This is a genomic window from Paenibacillus sp. 2003, from assembly GCF_031455635.1.
GTDB classification, from domain to species: domain Bacteria; phylum Bacillota; class Bacilli; order Paenibacillales; family Paenibacillaceae; genus Paenibacillus; species Paenibacillus amylolyticus_B.
Genome location: NZ_JAVDTB010000001.1, coordinates 2,350,002 through 2,362,665, shown reverse-complemented (window position 1 = coordinate 2,362,665; position 12,664 = coordinate 2,350,002). Strand labels below are relative to the sequence as shown.

The following is a 12,664-nucleotide window of genomic DNA, read 5'->3' as shown; positions in this document are numbered from 1 at the left end:
CACCAAGGAGAGGTTCAATCATGAAATTGGCTAGGGAGCTTCGCGTATCCGAATTGGCTGTTTGTCTTTCCTTATTTGAAGTTGGCAGTACAACCTTGTTTCTGATTGGTGGAGATGCCAAACAGGATGCATGGTTAGCCATGCTCGCCGGGGCTGCTGGTGGCTTGGTGTTACTAATCCTACATCTGGCTATTCATCATCAGGAACCTGAATTGGATTTGTTTCTACTGTGTCGCCGCTATATGGGGAAAATATTAGGGACAATCGTAAGCCTTTCATTTGTAGGTTATTTTGCTTATGAAGCTTCACGAAATCTACGTGACATCAGTGAAGTCACTGAATTGACCTTACTAAACAGAACGTCGATGTGGATCATCAGCATGATCACCATTATCGTTGTATCCAACACCGTACGGTATGGATATCGTGTACTATTTCTCATGTGTATGATTCTGTTTCCACTCATGGCACTAGGCTATACATTAATCAGCCTCTTAATCCCAACGACAGGTCTTTTTCACTCCGATCTGGCCTTGCCTGTGTTGGAGAATGGGTGGAAGCCGATTTTTCAAGCTGCTTTTCCGGAGATCGTATCCTTTCCATTTGGGCAGGTTGTCTTATTTCTGGTCTTTTATCCCTATGCCCGGAAAGGAAGGAATCTTAACAGAGCGGTGATCATCGCCTATATTCTAACGGCTCTCGCTTTAACATTTATCAATCAACTTATCATTTTTGTCTTGGGCCCTCATATTGCTGCCTATAGTACACTTCCGCTTTTGGAGACAGTACAATTAATCAATTTGACTGAAGTGTTTGAACGGATGGATGCCTTGTTCACTTTACTCCTGTTCCTCGGATTGGGTATCAAAATGGCTGCATTTTTCCATGGAGCCGTGATTGGACTCGAAAGAATAACTGGAGCGAACTATAGGAATTGGGTGTTTCCAGTAGGTCTTATTCTATATGGGTTGTCTTTTTTATCACCGACATTCACAGAACACATTGAGATAGGGCGAGGATACACATTGAATTATACTTCACCTGTATTTCAGATTTTTTTACCTGTACTACTATTGGTTGTCATTCTCCTGAGAAAGAAAGGTATGCAGAAAAGTGAAAACAACTAGCTGGAAATATGCACTGGAATTAAAAAACGACCCAGTCGTAACTGAGTCGCTTTAGGCGTTAACCATTAATTATCATCCAACAATTTCAACGCCATGTCTGATTTTTCCATATCGTGTTCAACTTGCTCTTCTATACTATAGGGATGATACATCTCATTTTTGATCATATAGTCTGCGATCTTTTGGTGGGTTTCGATTGCAGTATCCAATTGAGCCTTAAGGACTTTCCGAACTCGGGGGGTTGCAGTTTCTGTAAGAGCTATTGCATAGGTACGTACCGCTGACTTAGCAGAGAGGAGCATATCGGTGGCAATGGCCAAATCATCCATGGGAGCAACCGCTTTGACGAGCATTTCTTTCGTTTTGGTTGTAGTCATAAGAGCAACCTCCTTATTTTAATAGGGATTTTAATTCTTCAATAGCTTTGGAAGAGTTGTCCAAATCTTCTTCGATTAAGGATTTTAGTGTGTCGTCTTTTACGAGTTCCAGCATCGTTACGGCTTTGGTGGCACACGAAGTTTTGAGGGTTAGCAGCTCATGTACTTCGAGTTTCTCATGTAATGCAAGTTCCTTAGTTGCCATCATTAAGCACCTCCAAGAATTGATTATTCTATAATGTTTGTACCCTGCTATAAAGCATATAAACAGAATGAACCCAAATATTTTTAAAAATAGAATTTAATGTTTTATTTATCTGTTGATTTCATATCCAGGTCATGGTGAAGTTCTGTGGCAGGGATGACGGGCTCATGTATCTGTCCCTTTGGAACAGGGCTCGAGATATATACATAGTCTCCGCTTCCATCAGGTGCACTTCCTGTAGCCCATAATCCTTCGGCGGATTCAGTTCCCTCGGAGAGATTCCAGAATTCATAGGCCTGCGGCTGAGATTCTTGCTCGGCTTCTGGAGGGAAAGAAGCTGGAACAACGACTCCGTTTTTTTCCTCCAGTTCCTGAATAGCTGCCATCCATTGATACTGGTGATAACGGTCACGTGCTAACATTTTACGAAAAGTAGCCCGTACGCCTTCATCTGTTGTCATATGGTACAGTCTTGCTACCTGAAGGCGACCCTGACTCTCGGCATGCAAATTAGAACGCATGTCTGCAAGCAAGTTACCGCTTGCCACGATATAAGAACCATTCCACGGAACACCGTTTGAGTTGGTTGGTAGGCCACCCAGACCACTGACGAGCAGATGTTGCGGATTGATACCGCCCATAATTGCAGCTGTCACAGGATCCTCTGCGGCTTGTTGTTGTGCCTGAGGAGTAGCACCATCCAGCAACTGACTGATTAATGAGCAGAGCATCTCGACATGTCCAATTTCTTCGGTGCCAATATCCATGAGCATATCTTTATATTTCTCTTCACCTCGGCAATTGAATCCCTGAAAAAGGTACTGCATCATGACGGTCATTTCGCCAAATTGTCCTCCCAGCACTTCTTGAACCTGACGTGCAAGCATGGGATCGGGACGATCTACTTTGACTTCAAATTGCAATTCTTTCTGATGTCGAAACATGTGAATCCCTCCAATAAAGATGTCTTAAAATTCTGATAAATTCTAAAATTTTATTAACCTGTCTATGGGGAATTAAACAACAAAATAACAAAAAGACAAGGCAGGAGAATGGAAGCTTCTCCTGCCTTGTCTCATCATTTCACTACAACATATGGTTAGACGTCGTCCAATGAACTCTATTCTGAATCCGGTCTTTTGACTTGAAGCGGTGGGGGAATGAGCCAACCTTTTTCTTTGTTCATTTGAAGAATTCGTAAGCCTAAAGCGGTCTTGGTCGCATGATATTTGGCGAATAGCGCCCCAATATCTTCTCTGATCGATTGCCCAATCGTTTGGCTTGCAGCAACCAGACCCATGGCTGTATCAGCTGTTACTTTTGCAGCAATCTCAGGATCTGTGAATCTTGCGCCAGCCGGGATATCCTCAAACTCTACATGTGGTCTTTCCGGCAGTGTTGGTGCAGGAGCAATACCATTTTCAGTCAATAGTGTATCGCATTCTTTAATTTCGAGTTTGGCTTGGTCCAGCAGATCTTCCAAGATTTTCTTTAAATCTTTATCTCCTGCATGACTCATATAAGCTTGATAGCAAGAAACAGCCCCCTTAGCTATCGTGGAACATTGCCATACACTAAAGATTTCACCATAATGCATCGGCTCGTTCTTGGGGTTGCCACTTAGAATACCCATGATTTGATTTCCCTCCAGTAGGTTAATTTACCACCAACTTATGATCGCCTGTATTCTATAAAATTATGCACAGAACAGGGAATGGAGAATGTTACATAGATTAACATCATATTTATTATGTAAAAAAACACCAAATCTAAACTATTTTATCTTGTATATTAAAAAGAAAAAACCAGCAGAACAAATCTGCTGGTAGGAGTGTAACGTGTATTTTTAAACTGGAAAAAGTGGGTTACCATTCATCCCGATCCATAATTCTGACTTTTCAAGCTGACCAGCGAGATGCAGCAACCAATCTTCACGTCCTTTGGTTGCCATCACCTGAACACCCATTGGCAAACCTTCTGGTGTCATATGCAAAGGCACACTTATCGCAGGCTGGCCTGTTAAATTCGCAAGCTGGGTGAACGGAGTATACGTAAGACTTGGCTCAAACATTTCATAGATGAGTTGTTGCTGCTGGGTCTTGTCCAGTTCGCTGATCCGCATCAGGTTACGGATCTGTTCATCATGCGGTGTTAACTCTCCAATTTTGGGCGCAGAAAATGCATTAACGGGTGTGACGTAGAAGTCGTAACGCTCAAACAAAGTGGACATCTGAGCAGCGGCTACATCCCATTCAGCCAGACTATGTACAAACTCGGCAGCAGAGACTTTTTTGCCAGCTTCGGCCAGAACCCAGGATTCAATCTCCATATCGTCAGAGGTCAGAGCCCGGCCCATGGATCGTTCCATGGAAGAGATCATCGCGGCCATCTCTCCACTGTTCATCATGTAATAGTTCTCCATCAGCCTGACTCCGTTGACTGGACTCAGCTTTTCTTCAACAAGATGACCTTGGTCTTCCAACCAGTGAACGAGCTTGTATACAGCTTCTTTGGCTTCACCACTGACGGGTGTACCCACGGGCGAATCCGTTGTGTATGCAATTTTCAGTTTGCGTTGATGTGGATAGCTTATATCTGCCAAGTAACTGCCTGGGAATAGTGGTGCATGAAACGCAGCTTCAGGCTGAATGACTTGCAATGTATCGAGCAGGGCGGCACTGTCCCGAACCGAGCGGGATAGGGCAAAATCAATGGATGCGCCTTGCCATTGACGACCAACTCCAGGTCCCACAGGTGTCCGTCCGCGGGTTGGCTTTAATCCAAACAATCCGCTAAAGGAAGCCGGGATACGAATCGAACCACCTCCGTCACTGGCTCCAGCCAGGGGAACAATACCCGAAGCTACAGCGGCTGCGGCACCACCGCTTGATCCACCTGGAGAGTGATTAATATTCCAGGGATTGCGAGTTGGACCATGAAGACGGGGCTCGGTAATATTTTTCAAACCAAATTCAGGCGTATTGGTATGTCCTATGAAGATAAAGCCTGCATCACGGAGTCGAGTGACAAAATTGGAATTGCGTAATGCCCGATGCTCGCTGAACAGACGAGAGCCTGAAGTCAGAAATTCACCTTCCAAGGATTGTGAGATATCCTTCAGGAGCAGGGGCACACCTGCAAAAGGTTGTTCTCCAGGGCGAACCAAACCGGCTGCCTCCCGTGCGCGATTTTCATATGTACGAATAACCGCATTAAGTTGCGGATTCACTTCTTCAAGGCGTGCAAACGCCGCTTCCAGCATTTCAACCGGGGATACTTCCCGGGATCGGATCAGTTCAGCCAAACTTACGGCGTCGTAGGAGGTATATGAGAATGAAGACATCATGATCGTTCCTCTCTGAATATAATTCATCTGTTTATTCCATATGTCATCGTACCACCGGATTGGATAAAAGACAAAACATAGAAGAGACTTATCGAGTAATGGAAATAAAAAAACCACTGCTCATCTAATTTGATGTGCAATGGTTTTATTTTTATATTTGACTATTTGTTTATATGAGAACCTCGGATATATCCACTTACTCTGTACGCAGCTTCGGTGCCGCATCGGCCGCAGTTGATGATCTTTCCTGCTGTCTGGAAATGGCGAAGAGGGCTACCCAGATCAGGATAAAACCAAGCAGCTGTTCCCATGTAATCAGTGTACGGAAAGCAATCCAGTTCACCAACACACCCGCCATCGGGAAGCTAAGTTCCGCGAGTGTTGCAACAGAGGCTTTGGTTGACGACAGACCTTTGTAATACAACAGAAGACTTAGCAAACCTGGTAACAATGCCTGACCGAGAATATTGAGGATAACAGCAGTCTGTTCACCCGTTCCGGATGGAAACGTCCATGCTGCACCTTCGTTCCACGTCATAAAGATCAGGAGCGGGAGAGCAACGACAAAGCGCAGGGAGGTGACCGTTTCATAACGCGCCTGCCCCAGCATCAATCGGCCCATAACGGTTGAACCTCCCCATAAGGCAGCAGCCCCAAGGGATAACAAGCTTCCAGCATGAATCCAGTTGTCCCAGTTACCTAATGGCAATGTGAAGCCAAATGTAAGCAGGTAGGTTCCTGCTAATGCAATGAAGAACAATCCACCGAAGCGCCGTGGTAACGTTTCTTTCAATAACAATTTAGCCAGCACGATAGCGAAGAGCGGTTGCATTTTTTGCAATAAAAGCACCGTATTCGGATCGTTATGTGTAAGCGCCATAGTGAACAATACCGTTGCGAGTGCTGATCCTCCCCATGAAATAAAAATCACGGCTATCCAGTGGCGAGCGCGCAGGTTCTTCAGGTCAGACCGGAATTTCCACAGCACGGGAATGGCAATAAGACTGACGATGATATGTTCCACCAGTACAATCTGCGTGGATGTCATCGTGTTTAGCAAAATAATGCGGAAGAGTGGGTCGACACCCCATAAGGCGGCGCCGAGAACTACAAGCCAGAATCCGGTATTACTTCGTTCCTTGCGGTAAACAGGTGATGCTGCTGATGCCTTTTCCATATTCAGGACTCCTTCGTCAGAACACGGAATCTTCAGTTGGCAAAATCGACAAAAGCCCCCGTTTTGGTATATACCAAATAAACGGGGGCTCATCCAAGGACATGCCTCAGGAAAGAGGCCTTCCCGTGAACGGCATGTCAATGTGTTGATCTTCTCTCATCCGGACTGTACCGTCGGCCTTGGATTCACACCAAGTCAGTCGCTAAATGTCCTTTGTTAAGAACAAATAGCGAGTCGCGGGCTGGTTCCGAAGAACATCACCGCCGGTTGGGAATTGCACCCTACCCCGAAGATCCTATTCAATTATATAGTGTGTTGAACAAGCTGTAACATTAATAATTTCATCTTATTCCTGTAAGCGCTAGCAGTTCAAGCATTTTTTTTAGAAAACGATTTTCCAGCTTCCTTGTTGTCTGCGAAGAAGCACGATCTGACCTGTGTGATACGCATCATGAAGTATCCAGCGGGCAAGTTCGTGTGCCCATTTCTCTTCGGAGTCCATATAAGCAGCTTCAAGTTCTGACTCTTCGAGTGCAGCCAATTGATCTCGCAACTGTTGGGCTAATCGAGTTGTACTCTTCATCAGTGTATTCCATCCGGCTTCATCCGTTGCATCTCCAGAATTGCCAAACGTGTATTCATTGGAGTCTACAGCAGGAAGAGTAGGTTCTTTACCCTGAATACGAAATAATAAGCGATGATTGTAATAATACATATGGTTAACCAACTGCCAGATGCTTAATCCTCCTGAGGGTGGAATCCAAGCTGCTTGCTCTGCTGTAAGACCTTCCAAAGACTTCGACAAAGGTACAATCCAATTGCATTGATCCCATGTATCATCCTTTTGAATAAGTAACACATCTAATGCTGTTGTTTTTGTCATTGTCGTTTCCTCCTTGAGTATCATGGTGATTTGTGATGTAACTAGCTAAAACTGATTAATGAGGTTACACTTAATATAACACATCAAAGACAGAGTGTAACCATCTTTATTAAATTAAGGTAGTTACACTAAACGGAGGTAGACATGGACAGACTTTGGACCGATTTTGTAAACAGCGATTATCATGATTGGCGTGGGGGAGATCGATCGGAGGACAGGCTCGGTGAGGCGAACTGGCAGCAAGAATTTTTGGATCGATGGCAACTCCAGGCTTCTGTACCTGCATCTCCAGAAGATGAGTTATCGATGAGAAATTTCAGGAATGATTTGTTGGCCCTTGGAGCCCGCTTGTCTTCTGGAGCATCATTAACGGATAAAGAAAAACAATGGTTGAATGGTGTTATGGAAGCAGGGCATGTGAGAAGAACATTGACTACAATTGATCAGGGATTGAAACTCCAACTAATAGCTGTAGAAGCTCACTGGCAACAGGTTATGGCTGAGGTAGCTGCTGATTTTGCTTTGACTCTGGTGGAGGGAGAAGGGGGAAGGATTCGGATCTGTGATAATTCGGATTGTCGCTGGATGTTCTATGATGATACCCGAAGCAGAACACAGAAGTACTGTGATGATAAGATGTGCGGGAACCTGATGAAAGTCAGAAGATTTCGAGCGAAACGAAAAACCCAAAATTGATAAATATTAACAATAACTATATAATGTATATATACTAGCGAAAAAACAGTCAGAAGCCGTTCGGATTCGTATGCAGGATATGTTCGTCTTTCAAACCAATAAGATGGGAGATGTGTCTTGTGCGGACAAGTTATCTGTTGAAAAATGGCTGCGTGTTGTCGATGGATGCTCGAATTGGACAGTATAAAAGGGCGGACGTCCTGATCCAGGATTCACTGATCACGGCGGTCCAGCCCGACCTGGATATTCCGGATGTGGAGGTCATCGATGCTTCATCCATGATTATTATGCCTGGGCTGGTGGATACACATCGGCATATGTGGGAATCACTGGTCAAAACAGCGGGAACCAATTGGTCATTGCCTGTTTATTTGCAGAATCTCTATTATGGTGCGATGGGAAGTAAGCTCCGCCCACAGGATAGTTATATTGCTAACCTGCTCGGTTCCTTGGAAGCGCTTAATGCAGGTGTTACGACAGTGTTGGATTGGAGTATGCCATATTCCCCTGACCATACGGATGAACTGATTCGTGGTCTTCAGGATGCGGGGATTCGGGCAGTATTTGCTCACGGAGTGCCTGGTGAGACGAACTACTGGAACCGGGATAGTCAACTGACATATTCAAATGATGTGCGAAGAGTCAAAGAACGTTATTTTTCATCACGGGATCAATTGCTTACTTATGGGCTTGCCATTCGTGGTCCAGAGTTCAGTCATTGGGATACAACCGTAAAAGAGATCGAGCTGGCCCAAGAACTGGATGCCATCTGTTCCATGCACGCCGGATTTGGCAGCTGGGGATCGATAGATCGCTCAATTAGTCACATGTATGAAGCGGGGGTGTTAAGTCCTCGAGTAAATATTGTTCATGGTAACACCATGGGGATGGATGAATATAAAATGTTGGCGGATAGCGGTGCTTCCCTGTCGGTCACACCTGAGGTTGAAATGATGATGGGGCATGGATACCCGGCCACCGGCTATTTTCTTGAACATGGTGGAACCCCTACACTTGGTGTAGATGTTGTAACCTCCACAGGCGGAGATATGTTCTCGCAGATGAAGTTTGCACTTCAGGCTGAACGATCCAGAGCCAACGAAGAACTTCTGCAGCAGGGTGAGATGCCAGGTGAATTAAACTTGCAGTCCAGCCAAGTACTGAGATTTGCAACTTCGGCTGGTGCACAAGCATTGGGATTAGAGCAGAAGGTCGGTACGTTGACCCCAGGAAAGGAAGCAGATCTGATCATGATTCGTACTACCGATCTGAATCTGTTCCCCGTCCATGATCCAATCGGCGCTGTCGTACAATTTGCCAATCCATCCAATGTGGATATGGTTTTTGTAGCAGGTAGACTCGTGAAGCGAGAGGGTAAGCTGTTGCATGTTGATTTGGACGCCATTCGTCATGCAGCGATGCAGAGTCAAGAATATTTGTTATCCCAATACCGGATGTCGGACGCGGAGAGAATTGCTTTCTCGTGATTCGCTTTTTCATATAAGCTAAGAAATATTTACTTCGTATTTTCATATACACCTCAAGCTGTATAAAGAGGAAAGGAAGAGCCATATCATGTGATGTGGCTCTTTTACATGCTAGCATATCGTCGAATTAGACAGGATAACGGAGGAAGGGACAGCGGAAAAAGACGAAAAGAGCTCTCATTCTTGCAACTTCAGATAACAAAGAATATAAGATGTTTTTCACGAAAATTAAGACTCATAAAAACTGCGCATAATATAAATTATACGCAGTTTTGTTTTAAATCGATTTTCATATTCATCCACGTGCAACATATCATGATAATTTTCGCGGAAAAAGAACAAAATATGTGATCTCCAAAAATAAATTTAACCAAGCAACGCGATAACGTGTAGAATTCGATAGGTTTTTATAGGTGATCGATAAGATAGAACAAATGACTTTTTCATAGAACAGATGGGAAGCCATCCAATCTCTGCTACATCCATAGACATTCAAGATTCATGATGAGAGGAACATGACTATGCGTGAGAACGAACATCGATCTTCATTATTTCGTAAAAAACCAATTGCCTCAGCGGGTGATAACAGCAGTGCATTGAAAAGGGCGCTCGGTCCGTTGGACTTAACCACACTTGGGGTGGGTGCCATTATTGGTACCGGGATTTTTGTGCTGACCGGTGTAGCTGCCGCAACGTATGCTGGCCCGGGCCTTGTACTGTCATTTTTGCTGGCAGGTATCATATGTGCATTCGCAGCATTATGTTACTCGGAATTTGCCTCAAGCATACCGGCATCGGGTAGTGCGTACACATATAGTTATACGGCTTTTGGCGAAGTGATTGCATGGATTCTGGGATGGGATCTGATATTGGAGTATGGATTCGCAAGTGCGGCGGTAGCCAGCGGGTGGTCGGGATATTTCCAGACGTTATTGTCCGGATTCGGATTGGAGTTACCACATGCGCTTACGAGTGCGTTCAGCCCGGAAAAGGGAACCTTTTTTGACATCACAGCTGCGGTCATTACGTTAATTATCACTTTCCTCCTTACTCGAGGGGTGAAGGAAGCTGCTCGTGCGAACGGCATCATGGTAGCGATTAAAATTATCGTGGTGCTGATCTTCATTGGTGTAGGTGTTTTCTATGTAGAGCCAACCAACTGGCAGCCATTTTTGCCTTTTGGTATCTCAGGTGTAACAGCTGGAGCAGCAACCGTATTCTTTGCTTACATCGGATTTGATGCGGTCTCCACAGCTGCAGAAGAGGTCAAGCGGCCTCAACGGGATTTGCCGATTGGAATTATTGCGTCACTGGCGATCTGTACCGTTCTCTACATCGTTGTATCATTGATTCTCACAGGGATCGTGCCGTATAACATGTTGAATGTAAGTGATCCGGTGGCGTTTGCATTTGAATTTGTTCAATTAAAGGGATTATCCTGGATTGTATCTCTTGGAGCGATTGCGGGGATTACGACGGTATTGCTGGTCATGATGTATGGTCAGACACGATTGCTCTATTCCATGTCTCGTGACGGACTACTGTCACCTGTCTTCTCCAAGGTTAGTGGTAAAAGTCAGACACCAGCTGTAGGGACATGGGTTGCAGGCATTATCGTGGCTCTGTTCTCCGGGTTCATCTCGTTGGGACATTTGGCGGAGCTTACGAACATCGGAACATTGTTTGCTTTTGCAGTTGTAAGTCTGGGCATTATTGTGTTGCGTAAAAATAACCCTGATCTCAAACGCGGCTTCCGCGTTCCACTTGTGCCACTCATTCCGATTCTGAGTGCCTTGGGTTGTGTATACTTGATGACACGCCTTGCAGCGCTGACATGGATTACGTTTTTTGCTTGGTTGATCATCGGATTGATTATCTACTTTGCGTATGGACGCCATTATAGTCATCTGAATCCGGCACGCCGGATCTCCAGTGTTTTCAGAGCGAAGGATAAATAGATTAGTTGAGAACGTCTTTAACCGAGAACATCTTCATTTTTCCTCATTTCGTATCGCTTAGGCGAAGCGCGATGGGGAATTTTTTTATATAGAAAGATAAAGGGTGATAACAGCAGGGAAGGTTGGAATTTTCTTCATATATGGGTAAGTAATAAGGGACGTAACCAACTTAATCACGGGGGCGGGGTTGCGGCTGAGCCAAATATGAAATATATTTGGGGATGTGACATGCCATCAGACATAAGAGAGGGGATGTATCATGAACACACCATTACATACGAATTCAGATCATCAAAATGCAGCTTTTGGATTTGCACTAGCTGACTCATCCGTACTTGCAGAGGCGCAGTTAATTGTTTCACAATTAGGACGTGAAGACGGATTGCAGTTGGATATTGATCCGCAGCGTCTTCTGAAGGATGGACGTAAGGTATCTGTCATTGCACAACAGTTGGAATCACCCGTTGATCGTCAAGATGCCAATATCATCTATGGTCAGGAGTTAGCATACGTGCAGTATGCTGTTAACCTGAAACCGGATAGCTCGATCTCCATTGCTTCTATTGAAGGCGTTGAACATTCTGTTGATTTTGGTTGGTCAGCATTTACAGCAGGGGAATACGAACTTCGAATCTCCCTGCATATGAAAACACCACGTATTGCTGAAGGTGCACTCGAACCTGAGCAGATTGCAATGGTTAAGTACGCGCAGGTGATTACCGCATTTATATCGCTTTTCCCGGCAGAAGCAGCGTCGTTGAGTTCACCATCTCAAGCTGTGTGGAGCAGAAACCATCATGTGTTTGACTCCTACGGCAGAGGAGGATTCATCCTCGCTGACCTGCCTCGACTCGCTGAACGTGTAGAGGAACTGATGGGACTGGGTAACCATAATCTGATCGAACAATTTGCAGAAGGAAACCTGTCGGATACTTTGCTGGAAGAGGGGCTGATGGCGATCGCCTGGGGCGTGACTCCGTGGTGTTATTCACTCTATTCTGCACCAGATGAGCAGTCTGCTCGAATACTTGCCGTGGACAAGTTGGGCGATGAACCTGAACGGCAAGGGATCTACCGTATTGATCCGTCCATTCAACAATTAAGTATCGTACCTGCGAATGAGCTGGCTTACTGGCCTGCCTGCGTTCAGAATGATTGGCCTGTCATTGATGTGGCGGGTGAAGGCGAGACTTTGCACATGGATTTATATACTCAGATCTGTGAATCCGTGAATGGGCTGCACGAGAATCCATTGCCATCGTTTGTACTTACTCGCAGTCAAGGCAAACCCGAAACGATCATTCCGCTGATTGACATTGTCATTGTGGATGAAGCGTAGAGCACTGTTCAACTTAGGAAGGTTGTTCTGTCATCGCAGTGCCCGTGTAAATAATCATAGTCAATTTTA

12 protein-coding genes and 1 riboswitch are annotated in these 12,664 nt (G+C 45.0%); of the genes, 5 read left to right on the top strand and 7 right to left on the bottom strand.

What is annotated here, in order from left to right; genetic code table 11:
• Nucleotides 1-20 precede the first annotated feature (20 nt).
• Complete coding sequence (locus tag J2X75_RS10150; RefSeq protein ID WP_310336138.1) at nt 21-1,127, top strand: GerAB/ArcD/ProY family transporter; 1,107 nt, start codon at nt 21-23, stop codon at nt 1,125-1,127.
• Between the two features lie 65 nt (nt 1,128-1,192).
• On the opposite strand, the gene J2X75_RS10145 is transcribed toward J2X75_RS10150, so the two are convergent.
• From J2X75_RS10145 to J2X75_RS10115, 7 genes are all read right to left on the bottom strand, one after another.
• Nucleotides 1,193-1,504, bottom strand: a complete 312-nt coding sequence (locus J2X75_RS10145; protein ID WP_310336137.1) for a spore coat protein — start codon at nt 1,502-1,504, stop codon at nt 1,193-1,195.
• 13 nt (nt 1,505-1,517) lie between these two features.
• A complete protein-coding gene (locus J2X75_RS10140) occupies nt 1,518-1,712 on the bottom strand; it encodes a spore coat protein (protein WP_237174893.1) in 195 nt (64 codons plus the stop codon).
• Between the two features lie 101 nt (nt 1,713-1,813).
• Nucleotides 1,814-2,653: a manganese catalase gene (locus tag J2X75_RS10135; protein WP_310336136.1), complete on the bottom strand. Its 840-nt coding sequence runs from the start codon at nt 2,651-2,653 to the stop codon at nt 1,814-1,816.
• A gap of 176 nt (nt 2,654-2,829) precedes the next feature.
• Nucleotides 2,830-3,342, bottom strand: coding sequence for a DUF3231 family protein (locus J2X75_RS10130; RefSeq protein WP_237174895.1), 513 nt, complete (start codon nt 3,340-3,342; stop codon nt 2,830-2,832).
• 213 nt (nt 3,343-3,555) lie between these two features.
• Nucleotides 3,556-5,052 (bottom strand): amidase, encoded by a 1,497-nt coding sequence (locus J2X75_RS10125; protein ID WP_310336731.1) that lies wholly within the window; start codon nt 5,050-5,052, stop codon nt 3,556-3,558.
• Nucleotides 5,053-5,251: 199 nt separating this feature from the next.
• A complete protein-coding gene (locus J2X75_RS10120; protein WP_310336135.1) occupies nt 5,252-6,232 on the bottom strand; it encodes a DMT family transporter in 981 nt (326 codons plus the stop codon).
• A 144-nt stretch (nt 6,233-6,376) separates the two neighbouring features.
• A riboswitch (FMN riboswitch) is annotated at nt 6,377-6,530 on the bottom strand.
• A gap of 84 nt (nt 6,531-6,614) precedes the next feature.
• Entirely contained in the window at nt 6,615-7,115 is a 501-nt protein-coding gene (locus tag J2X75_RS10115) for a DinB family protein (protein ID WP_310336134.1), read from the bottom strand.
• Nucleotides 7,116-7,259: 144 nt separating this feature from the next.
• Here J2X75_RS10115 and J2X75_RS10110 point away from each other — a divergent pair, with 144 nt between their 5' ends.
• The 4 genes from J2X75_RS10110 (at nt 7,260) to J2X75_RS10095 (ending at nt 12,595) form a co-directional block, all read left to right on the top strand.
• The gene (locus J2X75_RS10110) at nt 7,260-7,811 is read left to right on the top strand and encodes a CGNR zinc finger domain-containing protein (protein ID WP_310336133.1); all 552 of its coding nucleotides are present in this window, start codon (nt 7,260-7,262) and stop codon (nt 7,809-7,811) included.
• A 119-nt stretch (nt 7,812-7,930) separates the two neighbouring features.
• Complete coding sequence (locus J2X75_RS10105) at nt 7,931-9,298, top strand: amidohydrolase family protein (RefSeq protein WP_397383375.1); 1,368 nt, start codon at nt 7,931-7,933, stop codon at nt 9,296-9,298.
• 521 nt (nt 9,299-9,819) lie between these two features.
• A complete protein-coding gene (bcaP, locus tag J2X75_RS10100) occupies nt 9,820-11,256 on the top strand; it encodes a branched-chain amino acid transporter BcaP (RefSeq protein ID WP_310336131.1) in 1,437 nt (478 codons plus the stop codon).
• Between the two features lie 259 nt (nt 11,257-11,515).
• Entirely contained in the window at nt 11,516-12,595 is a 1,080-nt protein-coding gene (locus tag J2X75_RS10095) for a hypothetical protein (RefSeq protein ID WP_310336130.1), read from the top strand.
• Nucleotides 12,596-12,664: the final 69 nt, after the last annotated feature.